This is a genomic window from Kingella sp. (in: b-proteobacteria) (assembly GCF_030527935.1).
In the GTDB taxonomy this organism is placed as follows: domain Bacteria; phylum Pseudomonadota; class Gammaproteobacteria; order Burkholderiales; family Neisseriaceae; genus Kingella_B.
In genome coordinates this window covers 1-18521 of the sequence record NZ_JAUMZV010000041.1, presented here as the reverse complement: position 1 = coordinate 18521, position 18521 = coordinate 1, and the positions used below count along the sequence as shown (strand labels likewise).

General features: G+C 53.3%; 21 protein-coding genes. 5 read left to right on the top strand and 16 right to left on the bottom strand.

Translation table 11 applies throughout. From position 1 onward, the window contains the following. Window positions 1-31: 31 nt before the first annotated feature. The 3 genes from Q4A85_RS11210 to Q4A85_RS11200 all read right to left on the bottom strand — a co-directional run bounded on the left by Q4A85_RS11210 (window position 32) and on the right by Q4A85_RS11200 (window position 2291). Window positions 32-280 (bottom strand): hypothetical protein, encoded by a 249-nt coding sequence (locus tag Q4A85_RS11210; RefSeq protein WP_303110383.1) that lies wholly within the window; start codon window positions 278-280, stop codon window positions 32-34. Between the two features lie 254 nt (window positions 281-534). Then, window positions 535-789, bottom strand: coding sequence for a hypothetical protein (locus Q4A85_RS11205; protein ID WP_303110381.1), 255 nt, complete (start codon window positions 787-789; stop codon window positions 535-537). Between the two features lie 23 nt (window positions 790-812). Next, entirely contained in the window at window positions 813-2291 is a 1479-nt protein-coding gene (locus Q4A85_RS11200) for a UDP-N-acetylmuramoyl-L-alanyl-D-glutamate--2,6-diaminopimelate ligase (protein ID WP_303110380.1), read from the bottom strand. On the opposite strand from Q4A85_RS11200, the gene Q4A85_RS11195 reads away from it, so the two are divergent. Further along, complete coding sequence (locus tag Q4A85_RS11195; protein ID WP_303110378.1) at window positions 2290-2424, top strand: hypothetical protein; 135 nt, start codon at window positions 2290-2292, stop codon at window positions 2422-2424. The two genes, Q4A85_RS11200 and Q4A85_RS11195, sit on opposite strands and share 2 nt — an antisense overlap. Before the next feature lie 264 nt (window positions 2425-2688). Here Q4A85_RS11195 and Q4A85_RS11190 read toward each other — a convergent pair whose 3' ends face one another. From Q4A85_RS11190 to mraZ, 4 genes are read right to left on the bottom strand one after another with little or no spacing between them, the layout of a single operon-like run. Then, on the bottom strand, window positions 2689-4440 hold the full coding sequence (locus Q4A85_RS11190; RefSeq protein ID WP_303110375.1) for a penicillin-binding protein 2: 1752 nt from the start codon (window positions 4438-4440) through the stop codon (window positions 2689-2691). A gap of 50 nt (window positions 4441-4490) precedes the next feature. Further along, window positions 4491-4748, bottom strand: a complete 258-nt coding sequence (locus Q4A85_RS11185; protein ID WP_303110373.1) for a cell division protein FtsL — start codon at window positions 4746-4748, stop codon at window positions 4491-4493. Between the two features lie 12 nt (window positions 4749-4760). Beyond that, complete coding sequence (gene rsmH, locus Q4A85_RS11180; protein ID WP_303110370.1) at window positions 4761-5735, bottom strand: 16S rRNA (cytosine(1402)-N(4))-methyltransferase RsmH; 975 nt, start codon at window positions 5733-5735, stop codon at window positions 4761-4763. Then, window positions 5732-6190 (bottom strand): division/cell wall cluster transcriptional repressor MraZ, encoded by a 459-nt coding sequence (gene mraZ / locus Q4A85_RS11175; protein ID WP_303110369.1) that lies wholly within the window; start codon window positions 6188-6190, stop codon window positions 5732-5734. The genes rsmH and mraZ overlap by 4 nt, the downstream gene beginning before the upstream one ends. 331 nt (window positions 6191-6521) lie before the next feature. On the opposite strand from mraZ, the gene Q4A85_RS11170 reads away from it, so the two are divergent. After that, complete coding sequence (locus Q4A85_RS11170; protein ID WP_303110367.1) at window positions 6522-7694, top strand: class I SAM-dependent methyltransferase; 1173 nt, start codon at window positions 6522-6524, stop codon at window positions 7692-7694. Here the strand turns inward: Q4A85_RS11170 and Q4A85_RS11165 are convergent. Next, window positions 7682-7849, bottom strand: a complete 168-nt coding sequence (locus tag Q4A85_RS11165; RefSeq protein WP_303110365.1) for a hypothetical protein — start codon at window positions 7847-7849, stop codon at window positions 7682-7684. The genes Q4A85_RS11170 and Q4A85_RS11165 overlap by 13 nt on opposite strands. Before the next feature lie 171 nt (window positions 7850-8020). Between Q4A85_RS11165 and Q4A85_RS11160 the strand changes: the two genes are divergently transcribed. The 3 genes from Q4A85_RS11160 to pseG all read left to right on the top strand — a co-directional run bounded on the left by Q4A85_RS11160 (window position 8021) and on the right by pseG (window position 11914). Then, window positions 8021-8728 carry a DUF1287 domain-containing protein gene (locus Q4A85_RS11160; RefSeq protein ID WP_368500217.1) on the top strand — a complete coding sequence of 236 codons (708 nt, stop codon included), beginning with the start codon at window positions 8021-8023 and terminating at the stop codon, window positions 8726-8728. Window positions 8729-8946: 218 nt separating this feature from the next. Then, window positions 8947-9645, top strand: a complete 699-nt coding sequence (pseF, locus tag Q4A85_RS11155) for a pseudaminic acid cytidylyltransferase (RefSeq protein ID WP_303110363.1) — start codon at window positions 8947-8949, stop codon at window positions 9643-9645. Window positions 9646-10249: 604 nt separating this feature from the next. Next, entirely contained in the window at window positions 10250-11914 is a 1665-nt protein-coding gene (gene pseG, locus Q4A85_RS11150; protein ID WP_303110361.1) for a UDP-2,4-diacetamido-2,4,6-trideoxy-beta-L-altropyranose hydrolase, read from the top strand. An 88-nt stretch (window positions 11915-12002) separates the two neighbouring features. On the opposite strand, the gene Q4A85_RS11145 is transcribed toward pseG, so the two are convergent. The 8 genes from Q4A85_RS11145 to Q4A85_RS11110 all read right to left on the bottom strand — a co-directional run bounded on the left by Q4A85_RS11145 (window position 12003) and on the right by Q4A85_RS11110 (window position 18266). Continuing rightward, window positions 12003-13421 carry a porin family protein gene (locus Q4A85_RS11145; protein ID WP_303110359.1) on the bottom strand — a complete coding sequence of 473 codons (1419 nt, stop codon included), beginning with the start codon at window positions 13419-13421 and terminating at the stop codon, window positions 12003-12005. Window positions 13422-13515: 94 nt separating this feature from the next. Further along, window positions 13516-14370, bottom strand: coding sequence for a Slam-dependent surface lipoprotein (locus Q4A85_RS11140; protein WP_303110357.1), 855 nt, complete (start codon window positions 14368-14370; stop codon window positions 13516-13518). Between the two features lie 190 nt (window positions 14371-14560). After that, a complete protein-coding gene (locus Q4A85_RS11135) occupies window positions 14561-14929 on the bottom strand; it encodes a hypothetical protein (protein WP_303110355.1) in 369 nt (122 codons plus the stop codon). A 109-nt stretch (window positions 14930-15038) separates the two neighbouring features. Beyond that, window positions 15039-15179 carry a hypothetical protein gene (locus tag Q4A85_RS11130; protein ID WP_303110353.1) on the bottom strand — a complete coding sequence of 47 codons (141 nt, stop codon included), beginning with the start codon at window positions 15177-15179 and terminating at the stop codon, window positions 15039-15041. A gap of 186 nt (window positions 15180-15365) precedes the next feature. Beyond that, window positions 15366-15656 (bottom strand): hypothetical protein, encoded by a 291-nt coding sequence (locus Q4A85_RS11125; protein ID WP_303110351.1) that lies wholly within the window; start codon window positions 15654-15656, stop codon window positions 15366-15368. Beyond that, window positions 15653-16747, bottom strand: a complete 1095-nt coding sequence (locus Q4A85_RS11120; RefSeq protein ID WP_303110385.1) for a class I SAM-dependent methyltransferase — start codon at window positions 16745-16747, stop codon at window positions 15653-15655. Before Q4A85_RS11120 ends, Q4A85_RS11125 begins: the two co-directional genes overlap by 4 nt. Window positions 16748-16777: 30 nt before the next feature. Then, window positions 16778-17182, bottom strand: coding sequence for a lysozyme inhibitor LprI family protein (locus tag Q4A85_RS11115; protein WP_303110350.1), 405 nt, complete (start codon window positions 17180-17182; stop codon window positions 16778-16780). A 160-nt stretch (window positions 17183-17342) separates the two neighbouring features. Continuing rightward, complete coding sequence (locus Q4A85_RS11110; protein WP_303110348.1) at window positions 17343-18266, bottom strand: hypothetical protein; 924 nt, start codon at window positions 18264-18266, stop codon at window positions 17343-17345. Window positions 18267-18521: the final 255 nt, after the last annotated feature.

The following is an 18521-nucleotide window of genomic DNA, read 5'->3' as shown; positions in this document are numbered from 1 at the left end:
TTTTAAAACAATTGGTAAGAAGTAATTTATCCTAGTTATCTAGGACAGCCCCTAACTTTTTATGGTTTTCTCTGGGTATTGCCAACGCAAAAGCAATTTCTTGCCGCGCAACGGCTTCTTTGAATTGTGGAATGGTATCCAATGACATGGTGGTTAATCTAAGCTCGCCACCATCTATGCGCTCCAACACATTTGCGCCCATCCACGACTCATTTGTTTGGTGATTGAATACCAAAACATAAGCATGGTGTTTCATCGCATCAGCCGTCATTTGGCTCAATTTTTGCCCCGCCTGTTTTGAAAAAGTTAGAACCTGTATTCACTATTTCCATAGACAGATTTTATGACATAAACGCGCGGATACAAGGCAAAAAGCACAGCAAGGTTGTACACCTTGCGAGCATTTTTAACGCAGTAGCCGTGTTTTTAGGGCATGAAAGATGCCTATGAGAATAGTGAATACAGGTTCTTATATCCAAATGTCCATCTTCAAGCATCTCATCCAACCTTGGCGACATAGAAATCACATCGTTTTTAGCCAAAATCCACAACGGCTCTTTTACCCACCATGTGCGCACATCGCCCTTGCCTCGCAGCGGAATAACGCGGCAATCGCAACGTAATCGGCTGATAATCACGCTCCTGCCCGCGCGGAATATCTGCCCGTTCCAACACAACCCCTGCAATTTGGAAATTCAAATTTTCCGCAGGAAAAGTTATTTGCTCTGCCAAGGCGGATTTCATCGTACACCCCGGTAAAACCATCGTTAGAAAAATCTTTTTTAACATGCTTGATGCTCTTTTCAGGCTGCCTATTGCCCCAACGCCCCCTGCGCCACTTCAAAATCCGAAAAATGATGCTTCACCCCCTGAACATCCTGATACGTTTCATGCCCCTTGCCTGCAATCAGCACAATATCCTGCGCTTGCGCTTGGGCGATGGTTTGTTCAATCGCGGCTTTGCGGTCGGGTTCTACCAGCGCGGGCTGCGGCACGGCGGGCAGGATGTCGGCGATGATGGCTTGGGGTTGCTCGGTGCGCGGGTTATCGCTGGTTACCACCACGCGGTCGGCGAACTGGCTGGCGACTGCGCCCATCAGCGGGCGTTTGCCACGGTCGCGGTCGCCGCCGCATCCGAATACGCACCAAAGCTGGCTTTCAGGCTGCCGTATTTCGCGCAAGGTGGTTAGGGCTTTTTCCAGCGCATCGGGCGTGTGGGCATAATCCACCACCACCAGCGGTTTGTTGGGCTGGATAATGCAATCCATGCGCCCTGTGGCGGGGCGGATGCGCGAAAGCGCGGTTAAGGCAGCCTGAAAACCGTAGCCCGTGGCGCAGAGTACGCCGAGCGCGGCGGCAAAGTTTTGCGCGTTAAACCGCCCGAGTAGTTGCGTTTGCGCGCTGCCGTTGCCCCACGGCGTGGCTAGGCTGATGCTCATGCCTTGGTGGCTGGTGGCAAAATGAGTGATGCGGATGTCGGCTTGTTCGTTGAAGCCGTAGGTGTAGGTTTTCAGGCTGCCTTGGTCTCGTTTTAATTCGGCGGCCAGTGCTGCGCCAAATGGGTCGTCGCTGTTGATGATGGCGTTTTGCAAACCTTGCCAGTAGAACAATCGCGCTTTGGTTGCGCCGTATTCCGCCATGTTGCCGTGGTAGTCCAGATGGTCGCGCGTTAGATTGGTGAACACGGCGGTGCGAAATGGCACGCCGTTTACGCGGTATTGCGCCAGGCCGTGGCTGGATACTTCCATGGCGATGTGTTTCGCGCCTTGCTGTTTGAATTGGTGAATCAACGTTTGCACGGCAACGGGGTCGGGCGTGGTGTGCGTAGTTGCTTGCAGTTTGCCAAAAAAACCGTTGCCCACCGTGCCGATGATGGCGCAGCTTGGGGCGTGCTCTAAATCGTCAATCGCTTGGGCGAGCCATTGCGTGATGGATGTTTTGCCGTTGGTGCCCGTTACGCCGATGGCGTTTAGGCAGCCTGAAAAATTGTTATACGCCTGCGCCGCCACCATGCCCGCGCGTTGTTTTAACTCGCTGATGCCTTGGTTGGGCACGCGCCATTGGGGCTGCCATTGGAATGCGCCATCGTCATCCCAATACACAAAACTTGCGCCGTTGGCGATGGCATCGGCGATGTAGTCTCTACCATCGGCATATTCGCCTTGGCAGGCGATGAATACATCGTTGGGCTGGATTTTGCGGCTATCAGAATGCAGCATCTGGCAGCCTGAAACGCTGCATTGCAAGGCGGGAAGATTGGGATGGGCGGGAGCGGCTTTTTGGCTAAACATGATAAATCTCTATCAAAATGGTTTTCAGGCTGCCTATGGATGGCGCGGGCGGACAATGGTGCTATTCGTACAGCGCATTCCATCGTGGCAAATCAGTAAAACAACATTAAGGCAGCCTGAAAATATGGGTTAACACCAACACAGTCTTTTTGGGTTTTCAGGCTGCCTATTTAAGAACCTGTATTCACTATTTTCATAGGCATCTTTTATATGCCCTAAAAACACGGCTACCGCGTTAAAAATGCTCGCAAGGTGTTCAGTTCAACCTTAATGCGCTTTTTGCCTTGTATCCGTGCTTTTATGTCATCAAATCTGTCTATGAAAATTGAATACAGGTTCTAATAAAAAAACCTTCGCAGCACCCAAAGTATAGTGCCGCAAAGGTTGTTGCATTGGGTTATCGTTTTTTGGCAATGCTTTCTGTGGGTTCAGCGTTCACATAAGTTGGCTTCACGCCCAACTTTTTCAGCCCGCCTGCCATAATCTCGCGGAATGCAGGCCCAGCCACTGTGCCGCCGTAATAGCCTTTGCCATGCGGTTCATCAATGCTCACCGCCACAATCAAACGCGGATTTTGCGCGGGCGCAAAGCCCACAAAGCTGGCGCGATATTTATCCGAATAACCGCCCGAGCTGGCTTTGCGCGCCGTGCCTGTTTTGGCAGCAACGTCATAACCTGGGACTGCGCCATCTTGCCCTGTGCCGCCTTTGCGCGTGATGCTTACCAGCATTTCGCGCATTTGTTTGGCGGTTTCGGGTTTAATCACTTGCGTGCCTTTTGGGGTTTGCGTTTGCTTGTAGATGGTAGCAGGCATCAATTTGCCGCCCGCGGTGAAAATGGTGTAGCCCTGCGCCATTTGCAGCAAGTTCGCAGTAATCGCATAGCCATACGACATCACCGCACGGTCCAGCTTGCTCCATTTGGCAGCGGGTTTAATCGCGCTGCTTTGCTCGCCGCTCACGCCCGAGCCTGTTTTATGCCCAAAACCCACATCGGCAAAATGATGATACAAACTTTCGTTGTCATACAGCGCCGCAATGCGACTGGTGCCCACGTTAGACGATTTTTGCAAAATACCTTGCGTGGTCAGCGAAGGATAATCGTGCGTGTCGCGGATGGTTTTGCCGCTGATTTCGTAAGGGCGTGTGTTGAATGCGCTGTTGCGCCCAATTTTGCCATCATCCAAGGCTTTGGCGATGATAAATGGCTTCATCACCGACCCCAGCTCCATCGTTTCGCTCACCGCAAAGTTGCGCAGGCTGGTGGCGGGGTATTCTTGATAATAATTGGCATCGTAATCAGGCAAGCTGGTCATCGCCAAAATCTCGCCCGTTTGCGCATCCAAAACCACCGCGCCGCCCGCTTTGGCGTTGAAGTTTTTCAGCGTTGCCGCCAGTTGGTCGTGCGCCAAACGCTGCAAATCTTGGTCAACCGATAGCACCAAAGTTTCGCCCGATTTGGCTGCCGCGTTGTCGGGCGAATCAATCAATTCCACAATATTGTTATGGCGATCGCGCAGCACCACTTGCCGCCCATCTTCGCCTGTTAAACGCTGGTTTGCCGCGCGTTCCAAGCCTTCCAAGCCTTCGCCTTTGTCGTTGGCAAAGCCCACAATATGCGAAAACAAATTGCCTGTGGGATAGGCGCGCTCGGTGCGTTCTTCAAACCGCAGAGATGGAATATTCAACGCTTTGAGCGCGTCGGCTTCTTCCAGCGAAAGCTCGGTTTTAAACTGCACATATTGGCTAGAACGGTCTTGCAATTTTTGGCGCACTTCGCTTTCAGGCAGCTTCAAAATCGCCGCCAGTTGGGCAAACTGTTCATTGCTAATTGCATTCCAGTTAATCTCATCGCCTTGGCGTTTGGGCGCGTAAATCGCTTTGGGGTTAAACGTCGCCACTTTCAAATAACGGCTCACCGCCAAAATCGCGCCGTTGCGGTCGGTAATCGTGCCGCGCAGCGCAGGGCTTTTGATGCTGCGCACCACGCGGTCTTCGCTAAATTTGCTCAACTCGCTATGATGCTGCGCCTGCACGCGAAAGCTATGCCCCACCAACACGCAAAACGCGCCACCAATCGCCAGCATTAGCCATGAAAGGCGTTTATTCCCCTCCACCACTTGGCGTTTGGTTTCTTCTTTTTTTGCCATATATGGCTTAAATTCATTATGGATTAACATCGTTTTTTTCTTCTTACTACTTAATAACCAACAGCCACCGTATTCTCTGATGTGGGTGCGCTCATATTCATTTTTGCCGCAGCTCGTGCCACTTGTTTAGAATCAGACAACTTGCTTTGCTCGTAAACCAGCTCGGCATGGTCTTGATTTAATCTAATCTTCTCTTCCTGCCCTTTGCCGTAAAGGTGGGTTTGTCGCTTAATCCCCATGCGCAAATCGGTTACATACAACGCCGACAACGTAACGGAAATCAGCAAAATAAAATTTAATTTAGACATCGTGAACCCCCATTAGGCAGCCTGAAAATCAAATTGTCCCGCTGTACGCTCCGCCACACGAAGCACCGCAGAACGCGCTCGCGGATTAGCAGCTACTTCTGCCGCGCTTGCCTTAATCGCCTTGCCGATTGCCAACAAAGGCGGCTGCGGCAAATCCGCTTCGCGCACCATCGCCCATTTGGGCAACGGCGCATGAGTGGAATATTGACGGATAAACTGCTTCACCAGCCTATCTTCCAGCGAATGAAACGCAATCACCGCCAATCGCCCACCCACATTTAACCGTTCAACCGCTTGCGGTAAGACCGCTTGGACTTCGTCCAGCTCGCGGTTAATAAAGATGCGAATGGCTTGAAAGGTTCGCGTTGCAGGGTCTTGTCCGCGCTCGCGAGTACGGACGCATTGCGCCGCGATTTTCGCCAACTTGCGGGTTGTATCAATGGGCGTTTCACCGCGTTGCGCGACAATTGCACGCGCAATCGCGCGACTAAACCGCTCTTCACCATAATTCTTGATTACCTCGTTTATTTCATCTTCGCTGGCAACCGCCAACCAATCCGCTGCCGATTGCCCGCGCGTGGTGTCCATGCGCATATCCAGCGGCGCATCAAAACGAAAGCTAAACCCGCGCGATGCATCATCAATCTGCGGCGAAGAAATACCCAAATCAAACAACGCGCCATCAATTTGGGCAATGCCCAGCTTATCTAAGGCAGCCTGAAAACGGGAAAAGCCATCATGCACCACGCTGATTCGCGCATCGTGCGCCGCTAATGCTTGCGCCACTTCAATCGCTTGCGGGTCTTTGTCAAACACCACCAGTCGCCCTTCTTTGCCCAGCTTGGACAAAATCAAGCGCGAATGCCCGCCGCGCCCAAATGTGCCATCCACATAAACGCCGTTTGCTTGGATATTCAGCGCATCCACCGCTTCGTTTAACAAAACGGTAACGTGTTGGAATAATTCAGGTTTTGCAGCTAAATTCATAATTGTAAATCAGTTTGGCTTAAATCAAAATCCAGCTCATCTGAGTCAATAGACAAGGCTTTTTCGGTTTCTGCCATTTTTTGTTCCAAGCCCCAAAGTTCAAGACGATTCACGCGCCCAACCAGCATCACATCTTTATCAAAATTCACTAAGCGGCGCAGATTTTGCGGCAGCAACACGCGCCCCGCGCTATCCAATTCCAGCGTTTCTGCGTTGTGCAGCAGCAAGTTTTGATAAAGCTGCAAATTGGGCTTGCCTTTTACGTTGAGCGACAAAAGCTGTTGCTCCACTTTCTCCCACTCGCATTCGGGATAAAACAGCAAACGGTCGCGGCTATCCAGCGTGACAACGATGCGTTGCGTATCAAAATCGCGCGACAAGGCATCACGAAACTTGGCTGGAATCGCCAATCGTCCTTTGTTATCAAGGGTTAATTCGTGAGAACCGCGAAACATAATGAAAATCTGGTTGCCGTTTGGAATTTAATTTGAAATTTGGGAATGTTTTACCACTTGCCACCACTTCCCCCCACATGGCTACACTATAAGCAAAAAACAGGCTTCGGTCAAATTGTCCAAATAGAATTAACTCTTTAACAATAGATTGAAAATTCATCTTTAAAACGCATTTCAGGCAGCCTGAAAACGCATTCGGGCTGCCTGAAAAAACACGCGAAAATTTTTACCAATAAAAACAAAGCGCGTTACAAATCACTTCCTTGCACGCGCTCAAACAAAGCCATTTATAATAGCTTTTCTGCTTTATATTTTTACACAATTTAACCTTATGACTTCACCACAAATCCCACATTTGGATAGCAATCAGCAGCAAGCCAGTGATGCGCTGGGGCAAATGATTGCGGACGAAATTGCCCAGCAGGGCGCAATCCCGTTTTCGCGCTTTATGGAGCTGGCGTTGTATGCGCCGCGCTATGGTTATTACACGGGCGGGGCGCATAAAATTGGCGCGGCGGGCGATTTTGTTACCGCGCCCACGCTGTCGCCTTTGTTTGGGCAGGCTTTGGCACGGCAAATTGCGCCGCTGCTGGCGCAAACGGCGGGCGATGTGTATGAATTTGGCGTGGGCACGGGGGCGTTGGCGGCAACGTTGTTGCACGCGCTTTCAGGCTGCCTGAATGCTTATTATATTGTGGAGCTGTCGCCCGATTTGGCGGCGCGGCAACGCGAATACATCCTGCAACATGCGCCTGATTTAGCGCATAAAGTGCGGTATTTGACTGCGCTGCCTGATGCTTTTGATGGCGTGTTGCTGGGCAACGAAGTGTTGGATGCGATGCCGACCGAGCGCGTATGTCGCCATGAAAACGGCGATTTTTCGCGCGTGTATGTGGGCTATGAAAATGGGCGGTTTGCGCTGCAATATCAGCCGTTGCTTGACCCTGACTTGTTTCAGGCTGCCTTAAATTATTTTCCCGAGCCTGAATGCCTGCAACACGCGGGCGATTACACCAGCGAGCTGCATCCTGCGCAACACGCTTTTATCCGCACGCTGGCGCAAAAACTGACGCGCGGCGCGATGATTTGGCTGGATTATGGCTTTGACGCGGCGCAGTATTACCACCCCGAACGCAGCGATGGCACGATGATGGGGCATCATCGCCACCATACCATCCACGACCCGTTTTTCCGCGTGGGGCTGACAGATTTGACGGTGCACGTTAATTTTAGCGACATCGCGGCAGCAGGCTGCGGCGCGGGCTTGGATTTAATCGGCTACACCAATCAAGCGACTTTTTTATACAATTTGGGCATTTTGGATTTGCTCGCGGCGCAGTTCCCCGAAACTGATACGCCGAGCTATTTTCAGGCTGCCCAAGCGGTGAACACGCTGACCGCGCAGCATGAAATGGGCGAGTTGTTTAAAGTAATGGCTTTGGGCAAGGGAGTGGATGTGGATTGGCTGGGGTTTGCGCGCGGGGATAGGTGTCATAAGTTGTGAATGCTGTTGCTGAATGGCGTTTCAGGCTGCTGATTTGGGTGGATGTTGTCTTGCCCTGCGCGGTTCAATAAAGGCAGCCTGAAAAGGGTTGCGACATGATTTTCAGGCTGCCTATGATGCGCGTGGATTTTCCCATCCAATCCAAATGTAATCATGTAAACCCACCCAAGGCAGCCTGAAATGGGCAACTGCCTGTAACCGTTTGCAAGCGATGAAACGGCAGCGGTTCGCCGACATCTTGCCACCCCATCAAGCACGATTTTGAATACATTATTTGACGGCCAGCCGTTGTCGCGCCATTTTAGATTTCAGGCTGCCTTAATACGATGAACTACCGATACTTCATTCCGCCCACGCTGCTTTGCGCCCTACTCGCTGCTTTGTATTACCACGCCCCAACCACACGCACAAGGCAGCCTGAAAACACCCCCGCCGCCCCTGCGCCAAGCCAGCGCGAAACCCCAATCATCACGCAAAGGCAGCCTGAAAACGAGTTCAGCCCAAGCTCAAGCCCAAACGCCGCGCCAGCTCCGCCCATTGTGCAGGCCGCCCGCAGCCAAATCGGCAAAACCCTGCGCTACGACCCCGCCTACACCGCCCTGCACTACCCGATGGGCGATGTGCCGCTGGAAAAAGGCGTGTGCACCGATGTCGTTATCCGCGCCCTGCGCCAGCAAAATATAGACCTGCAAGCGCTGGTGCATCGCGATATGCAACACCACTTTGCCGCCTACCCGCAACGCTGGGGCTTAAAACAGCCCGACCCCAATATTGACCACCGCCGCGTGCCCAATCTGATGGTTTACTTCACGCGGCAAGGCTGGGCAACGCGCGACAGCGAATACCGCGCAGGCGACATCGTTACATGGGAGCTCAATGGCAACCACCTGCCGCATATCGGCATCGTGTCCAACCGCAAAAACGGCAACACGCCGCTGATTATCCACAACATCGGCGCAGGTGTGCGCGAAGACGATATTTTGTTTAAACACAAGATTACAGGGCATTTTAGGCAGCCTGAAAAGCGGGGTTGAGCATCACGAACCAACCGCTTATCGGCATCAACACCGTTTTCAGGCTGCCTTAAATGCTGGATGCAGCCTGAAAAACAAAAACGGTTAATCCCACTATCCAAGCCAACTACAAAGCAGCCCCATTTAAGCAGCCTGAAAACCGTGCCAACCGCAGCTCACATCCGCAGCTCATCATACTTTTCAGGCTGCCCAATCCACCCAATCCCAAAGGAACACCCATGCCCCTTTGCATCATCCCCGCGCGCGGTGGCAGCAAACGCATCCCCCGCAAAAACATCAAACCGTTCAACGGCAAACCCATGCTCGCCCACAGCATCGCCGCCGCACAGCTTTCAGGCTGCTTTTCCCAAATCATCGTTTCCACCGACGACCCCGAAATCGCCGCCATCGCCCAACAATACGGCGCAAGCGTCCCATTCACGCGCCCGCACGAACTCGCCAACGACTACGCCACCACAGGCGCAGTCATCGCCCACGCCGTGCAATGGATGCAACAACACGGCTGGCACGGCAACGCCGCCTGCTGCCTTTACGCCACCGCGCCCTTTGTGCGACCCCATGATTTGCAACAAGGTTTCGCCGCGCTCGCCCAAGAGTGCGCCGACTACGCATTCAGCATCACCAGCTTCCCCTTTCCCATCCAACGCGCCCTAAAACTGCACGCGGGCAACCAAGTCGCCATGTTCCAGCCCGAAAATTTCGCCGTGCGCAGCCAAGACCTTGCCGAAGCATGGCACGACGCAGGGCAATTCTACTGGGGCACAACCGCTGCATGGCTCGCGCAAAAACCCATTTTCAACAGCCACAGCATTGGCATCAAAATCCCCCGCCACCGCGTGCAAGACATTGACACGCCCGAAGATTGGATTCGCGCCGAAATTTTGTATCGCGTGTTGCAAGAGCAAGCAAGCGAATAAACCGTTTTCAGGCTGCATCTTTACTCAACGCCAATAAGCAGCCTGAAAAAATAAAACCGCTTGATGTTGAGCCAACTGAGTAAATCGGCTTTTCAGGCTGCCTAATCTATCGCAACAGGTTGATGCTACTGCTTTCTCCCCGACGTCCAGCCGAACAGAGCATCCTTTTTTCGGGAAAAAGCGTGCGCTTGTCCGACGACGCACGAAGTGCGGCTAGTTCGCACGCGCCGAAAAAAGGATGCGCAGTGAGGGAAGTCTGCGAAGCAGACCTGCACGCCGGGGTCGCCTTTCTTTTGCTTTGAACCTGTATTCATTGTCCGCACGAATAGATTTTGCGTCATAAAAGCATGGATACAAGGCGCAAAGCGCAGCAAGGTTGGATACCTTGCGAGCATTTGCAACGCCGTAGCCATGTTTTTAGGGCGTGAAAGCTATCGTGTGGATGATGAATGCAGGTTCACACTTTGGCGAAGCAAAGAAAGTAAGTCGCCTGCGCCGCGATAAGGCGCAAAGGCAAACGCATCACCAATGTTTACCGAAACACAGCTAATGCTATTCTGATTTCACAGAACTTCGTTTCAAACTGCTCCCCCAAAGGTCTCCCATGCAATTCCTTATCCGCGCAGACGCATCGCTGCAAATCGGCAGCGGACACATCATGCGCTGCCTTACCCTTGCCCACAAGCTGCGCCAACACCACCGTGTTGCCTTCATCACCCGCGCCCATCAAGGACACCTTGCCGATGCCATCCGCCAGCAAGGCTTTGACTGCATCCTGCTGCCCTTGCCCGACCACGCAACAACGCCTGCCCAACCCCAAAAGCAGCCTGAAACCGCGCGCAACGAGCTTCCACCCAGCCCGCCCGCGCCCGCCATCCCCCACGCCGCATGGCTTGCCACCAGCCAAGCGCAAGACATCGCCGACTGCGCCCCCCATATCCGCGCCCTAGCCCCCGACTGGATAATCTGCGACCACTACGCCCTAGCCGCCGCGTGGCAAACCGCCGCCCGCGCCCTATGCCACAGCAAAATCATGGTGATAGACGACCTACACGACCGCGCCCATGATGCCGACCTGCTGCTAGACCAAAACCACGCCCACACCGCCGCCGACTACGCCCCACTCGTCCCACCAAGCTGCCGCATCCTAGCGGGCACGCGCTACGCCCTACTGCGCGACGAGTTCGCCCAATACCGCGCCACCAGCCTGCACCAACGCGCCACGCCCCCAGCAAGGCAGCCTGAAACCGCCTTGCCGCACAGCCAAAACATCCTAATCAACCTAGGCGGCGTGGACAAAGACAACCACACCCTAGCCGTGCTGCAAGCCCTGTCCGCCTACGTTTCAAGCAGCCTGAAAGCCCTACCCATCCGCGCCACCATCATCATGGGCGCAACCGCCCCCCATCTCGCCCACATCCAACACTACGCCGCCACCGCCCCCTACCCCAGCCAAGCCATCGCCAACGCCACCAACATGGCAGAGCTGATGACCCAATCCACATGGGCAATCGGCGCAGCAGGCAGCAGCTCATGGGAACGCTGCGCCCTAGGCTTGCCCACCCTACTCATCACCATCGCCGACAACCAACGCCCCATCGCCGCCCAACTGCAAAGCGCAGGCGCAGCCATCGCCCTAGAAGCCAGCCAAATCCCCAGCCCCGCATTCCAAACCGCCATCGCCCACCTGATGCAGTCTGAAAACCAACAACGCATCAGCCAAGCCGCCGCCCAACTCTGCGATGCCCACGGCGCAGAACGCGTCGCCCAACACATCGCCCAACTCGCCGCCCACCCCCAAGCCAACCTACGCCCCGCCACCCCCGCCGACTGCGCGCGCATTCACGCATGGCGCAACCACCCCAACATCCGCGCCATGATGTTCCAACCCGACCCCATCCCCCTGCCCCGACACCAAGCATGGTTCGCCGCCCAACTCGCCAACCCCAGCTTCAAAATGTACGTTTACACACTCGGCGGCACGCCCCAAGGCTACGGCAGCCTGAAACGCATCGCCCCCAACCAATACGAATGGGGCTTCTATCTCGCCCCCGATTGCCCACGCGGCAACGGCAGCGCAATGTGCAACCTACTGCTGCAACGCGCCTTTGGCGAACTGGGCGCAACCACCGTCCACGGGCAAGCCCTGCGCCACAACGCTGCCAGCATCGCCCTACACCGCAAACTCGGTTTCAGGCAGCCTGAAAATAGCCTGCACGACGACAACGTTATCCCATTTGAACTACACGCCAGCGATGCTTGGCAGTAGCCTTGTTTACCGCCATCCCAAATAAAAAGGCAGCCTGAAAACGCTTTTACATACGTTTTCAGGCTGCCTAATCACATCCCCCACCCACCTATTTAAACTGCTTAGACACATCCAAAAACAACCGATGGTTGTCATATTTATAATAAAAATGGTTGCTGTCCACGTGCGACCACGTCCAGTTCAAACGCGGCTCAAACCCGCGCCACGCCAGCTTTTTGTGCGACAGCGACACGCGCGTGAAATACTCTTTCTCGTTGCGCTTGATGTTGAAAAAATCTTCCGTGCGATACTTGCGCTTTTGCACACTGCCATGCAGCGAAGTGGTCAAATTGTGCTGGCTGCCCCATTGCCGATTCCAGCCCAAGCCCAAATTGCCAAAGCGATACGCATCCGATTTATCCTTCGCCAAATTCTCCCCGCCGCCCCAGCTCACCACAAAATACTGATACGGCGACGTGCGATACAGCAGCGATACCGTACCCAAATGCGTCGCGCCATCCAAAAACTTGCGCGCATCATGCTTTTTGTAGCCCGACTGCCACGCCGTAAACACCTGCCATTTGGGCGACAACGCACGCGAATAGCGCATCAGCCCGCCCGTTGTGTAGGAATAAGACTTGCCGCCATACCAGCGTTTCTCATAAAACGGCAACAGCGAAATCTCCTGCTTGGCATCGCGCCACACTGGCCCCGCTTCCAGCCGCGTAATCAAATCATCATAATCATGCGCATCCCAATAAAACTTGCCATACGCCGACGCATTCACCCGCGCCGCCCAATGCCCCTTAATCGGCGTGGTTTTTTGCGCCGATAGCTCATAGCCCACGCCATGCGCCGATTTAGGCTCGGCAAACCGCCAATAGCCATAAGTGCGCTGCTCGGGCGTGCGTCCCACATTGTTATCTTGCAAATAATAGGCATTGGCATTGAACTGCCACGCCTTGCTTTTTTGCAAATGCGCGTCAAACTGCTCAATATATTGCGACACAGGCGCGGGCAAATCGGGCGTTTGTTTCAATGTTTTCAATTCATTAGCTGCTTCGCGCTGCTTGCCGTTTTGCGATTGGCTCAACGCCAGTTGCAAGCGCACAGGCGCGTAATCAGGATGCTCCGCCAAAATCTCGTTGAATAATTTTTCTGCCGCTTCGTGCTTATCATCCGCCAGCAACACCAGCCCTTCCGAATAGCGCAGCAACACCGTATCTTGCTGCTCGGCAGGCAAGCGGCGATACAGTGGCAACAAAAAGCGAATGTTTTCAATATTGTGTTGCGCGTTTGCCGTATCCAGCGCGTTTTTGAGCAAAGCAGGCTGTTGCAACAATTCCTCCTCCGTCATGGAAACCGATGTTTTTTCACCATTTTGCGCCGCTTGCTTTTGTTGATTTTGCCGTTCAGTTTGCTGGATTTGCTCCTCAGTCAAATCCGCAACAGGGTTCAGCGGCGTGCTAACAGGCGCAGCTTGGGCGTAAATAGTTAAAGTAAGCAATAAAAAAGGCAGGTATTTCATAAAACATTCCATAAGACAGCCTGAAGAAGGCAGCCTGAAAATAAAAAAGGGGAAACCCACTCGGCGTGAACCAAGTGGGTTTATTCAGGCTAAATTATTGTTTTTTAGCGCCGTAAGAGCCAATCCATTTATAAAAACCACCAATTCCATTAGCCATTTCACCATTAAACACGCCACCCATTTCAGCGGCTTGCGGACCATAGAAACGACCATCGGTATTAATACCCGCTGCTGATGTGCCTGAGAATTGGTTGCCATTGATATTAGCAGTCAAAGGAACTTTAATAGCATCAACGGTAATTTCACCGTCTAGTTTTTTCGCACCAAAATCAACATTAAATTTTGAAGTACCTTCGTGGAATAGACCACCACCAATTATGCTACCTAATGCAATACCTTCATAAGTGGCAGTGCCTGTTGTTGGAACATCCGCCACAGGCGTTAAACTACCCAACGCAAACGCATGAGATGGGTTTGAATTGGCATTGCCATTGTGATTGAAATCACGATATGTACCAAAACGCATGTGGCTCAAATAGGTACCGCTGGCAATGGTGGTCTCAGTATTTTGAGAAATCTCAGTGAATTTGCCAGCAGAAATACCTGGGCGAGTGAGCTTAATATTAATACCGTTTACAGTAACGCTATCCAATGAGCTGCTGCCCACACCGCTAACTGGTGTAACCGCACCATTATAACCCTCTGCTGGAATAGCAACGCCTTCAAATGCATTAGATGGGGTAGGTTTAGGAGTTGGGGTTGGGGTTGGGGTTGGGGTTGGCTTAGGATTTGGAGTAGGTTTAGGGGTTGGATTAGGATTTGGAGCAGGTTGTGCAGCACCGCCACCAAGTGGGCTACCATTGGTAATACCTGAACCATTACCGCCGCTGCTGCAAGCGGTTAGACCAAACAATGCGGCGCAAGCCAACACGGTTAATTTCATTTTCATAAAATTGTCCTTTTCATAAAAAGTTTAACAAATACCCTATTAGCCTTAACGACTAACTGTTCTATAATAGCATTTCTTAACAAATATACAAGCTGTTATTTTACTTAATTTCACTCAACAAAAAAATAAAAATAAAACAATGTGTTAATTCAATCATAAAGAATAAAATTTTTAAAAACTGTTGTTTTTATCAATAAAACGGGCGGGGAAAGAACCAGTCGTCATCATCGCAAAACATTTCTATGCGTTCTAGGCGGCGTTGGGCAAGGTAGTTTTGCCATGCCATTTTGTAGCAGGCTTGGAACATGGCGTTGCCGATTTTGGCTTGATAGCGTTGTTCAAAATCGCGCTTGGCTTGCTCGCTGTGGTAGTGGCGTTGCTCGTATTGTTCACGCATCAGGGCGGCGGTGTCGGCATCGCATTGGCTGGCTAGGTGCACTTGCAGGGCTTGTTGTGCGCGTTGTTGCGCGACGGCGTGGGCGGCTTGTTGCTCGGGGGTAAGGGCGCAGGCGGTGAGCGTGAGTGCAAGCAGGGTGAGCGTGGTGGCTTGGGCAAACATGGCAAACTCCTGTGGGATGCGGTTTTAGGCTGCTTATTATTTCATAATTTGGGCGGGGGTGGCAGCCTGAAAAGGGTAAAGGGGTTGCTGGGCAAGATGGGGATTTTGTTTACCATCGGCAGCCTGAAAGGCAATCTGAAACCTTTGCAAAACCTGTAACCGATGGAGCGTCGGCGGCTCGCCGACATTTTGGAAAATCAGTAATGCTATGTTTAATAAGCAATTTGGCGACGAGCCGTCGCCGCTCCATTTTAGGTTTCAGGCTGTTGTTTGGGGTTTTGCAAAGGTTTCAATCTGTTCATTTAACAAAAAACCGTTTAACACAACGCCAAACAGTTTTTCAGGCTGCCTTTTATTGCGCAAATAGGCAGCCTGAAAATAATCATTCCTCCTACCACGCCCGCCAAAACAACGGCATAACCTGTTTTCAGGCTGCCTATTCCCCCGCAAACTGCGCCGCTGGGGCAGCCTGAAAATCGGCAATCAGGCGCAGCAATTCGGCGCGGCTGGTGGGATAAAGCCGCGTTTCATGTTCCACAAAGCCAAAGGTTTCGTTCACATCCAGCAGCGTCAGCACAAAGCAAGGCGCATTGTGGTCGTACACGGCATCAAAAATATAACGCCCATCGGGCGATGCGCCTGCGATAAGCTGCGGCTGGCTGTATGCGGCGAAGTTGGCTGCGCTCGGCTCATCGGGCGGCAGGCGGGACGTGATGCGCCAAGTCATACGCGCTCCAAAATGTATAGCGTGGTGATTTCGCGGCTGCGGGCAAAGGCGAGCGGGTCGCGGGCATCGCTGGCTTTGCAGTGCTGCGGGGCGGTTTTCAGGCTGTCTGCCACGCGCCAGCCGTATTGCGCGAACCAGTGGGCTAAATCGTGTTCGCCGCGCAAGCCCAGCAGCTCGGCAAGGTTGGACATGATGAGCCACACTTGCCCGCCCTGCGCCAAATGCGCCGCTGCGCCGCGCAAAAAGGCGTGCAGCATGGCGTGTTTGGGGTCGTATAACGCGGTTTCCACGGCAGAAGTGGGCTTGGCAGGCAGCCACGGCGGGTTGCAGACGATTAAGTCTATTTTTTCATCCGCCGCGCGCTCGCCAAACAAATCTTGTTGCAACACGTTGATTTGTTGCGAAAACCCAAGCCGCGCAATATTGGCTTGGGCGCAGGCGATGGCGTGGGGATTGGTGTCGGTGGCGATGATGCGGGGCACGCCACGCTGGGCAAGCAGCGCGGCAATCACACCGCTGCCCGTGCCCACATCCAGCGCGGTGCGGACGTTATCGGGCAGCTTGGCTTGGACGATGAGCGACAAATATTCGCCCCGAATCGGCGAAAACACGCCAAACGGCACATGAATCGCGCCGCCCAACTCGGGGATGATTACGCCTTTTTTGTGCCACTCGTGCGCGCCGATAAAGCCAAGCAGTTGCGCCAACGGCAAAACAAAAGGCTCTGTGTTTTCAACGCCATACACATCGCGCAAGGCAGCCTGAACGTTGGGCGCGCGCGGCAAATCCAGCGCAAAGCCCGCGCCAATTTCCACGCACAACGCATTCGCCAAACGGCTGGCTTGCGATTGGGCAAGGCGGTGTTTGTGGAACGTGGTAGCGGGGTCGGCTTGGGCTGGGCGCGCCGCCTTGGGCTTGGGCTGCACGCGCTTTTTGATGGCGGCGAGCACTTGCTTGGCATTGTGGAAATCGCCACGCCACACGGTGGCGATGTTTTGCTGGGCAGCCTGAATAATGCGGCTGGCGGATGCTTCGGCAGCAAAGACAAAATCGCGCGGCGGGGATTGGGTGGATTCGTTGCGGTAGTTCATGGGGTTGAGCGTAGCCAAGGCAGCCTGAAATTATCGGACAAGGCGTTTTTCTAGTGCATCGGCGCGTTTTTCCGTCATATCCAGCACCAAGCCTGAACCGTTAAGCAAATCCATTGTGCCGCCTGTTCTGGTGTATTCTTTTTTGGCGGCGCGTTTCATTTTTTGCTGCCATTGGGCTTGTTCGCGTTTCAGTCGGGTAGCTTTTTTGGGATTTTGGGCGATGAGCTTGGCTAGGGCGGCGTGCATACGGGCTTCTTGGCGGTCAATCTCGGCATTGGTGCAATCCAGCATGGCGGCGGTAACGCCGTTGGCGGCTTCGGGCTGTTCAAAGCATTTGTCCATTTCGGGGTGTTTGCTTTGAGCGAGCGCAGGGACGGGGGCGACTAATGCGGCGGTGAGCAGTAAAACGGCGAGCATGGGGGCGGAACGGGGCATGGTTTATCCTTTGCGGCGGGGTTGAAAAGGGTTGGGCGGGAACGGCATGGGGTTTCAGGCTGCCTTGATGCGGGTATTGAGCCACCCTGCTCTGCTGTTGCGCGCAGGCAAGAATAAGCAGCGGTTTGGTGTTTTCAGGCTGCCTTATTTTCAGGCTGCCTTAAATCAGCAATTTAATCAACAAGGTAAACACCAGCAGGGCAACGAGCGCGATGCCTGTATGAAGCGCGAGTTTGCGCCATTGTCCGGCGAAAATGCCGTCGTCGTCTTCTTGCGGCAAAAATGGCACGTTTTCGGGCATGATAAGGATGTCGTCTTCCACCGTTTCGGTGTTGCCGCCGCGCAGCAGTTGCACGTCTAGCCAGTGGTTGATTTTGCGGTATTGCGGGGCGGGGTCGGCGTGGGGCAATGCGCCCAGCGTGGTTAAGCCTTTGATACGCTGCTCGGCGATGGGGCTGCCTTGTTCTTGCGCGGCGAGCAGTTTGGCTTTGGCGGCGTATTTCATGGCGGCGGGCGTGTCGTAGAAGCGGCGCAGGGCTTGTTCTATGCGCTTGGGGTCGGTTTTGGGCATTTCGGCGTGCCATTTTTCTACATCGGCTTGGATTTCATCGCCGATTAAATCGCGGGCAGCCAGCGGGGCGGCAACCAGCAATTCTGCCCATAAATGGTTGGCGCGCCAGTCTTTTTTGCTGGCGGCAAAGCGCAAATAATGCGCGGTTTTGCGCAACGAAGATTCGGTGTGTATGCCTTGGCTGTATAAATAGGCAAGATACAGCGCGGCGGTGGTGTTGCCTTGCTCGGTGAATTGTTGCAACACGGCAAACAATTTTTCGCATTGCGCGGGGCTGAGCTTGGCGTGGATGGCGGCGGCGATTTTGGGCAGCGTGGTTTGTTGCAGCGCGGCGGCGTAGGCTTCGTTTTGCCAATCGGCAAGCAGCGGGTCTAAATCGGCAAGGCGCAGTTGCGCGTATTTTTGCACGCTCTCGCCGTAGTTGCTTTTGCCTTTGCTGCGCAGTTGCTCGGCGCAATCGCGGATTTGGATTTCGGTGGGACGTTTTTCTAGCTGGGGTTGGTTGAATTGCATATTGAATATTAACGAATTTTTAAAAACGTTATTCTAACGTAAAACATTTTAGGGCGTGTTAACAATCAACATTTTGGCGGCTTTTTCGCCATAAAACGGCATCTACTGCGTTAAAAATACTCGCCTATGACAGCATAGGCTCGCATTTTTGCCTTGCATCTACCATTTTCTGACGGAAAATCCGCTGCAAAAGTTGACTGTTAACACGCCCTAGCGGTTTGAAAACATCAAAGGCAGCCTGAAACGTCAAAGGCA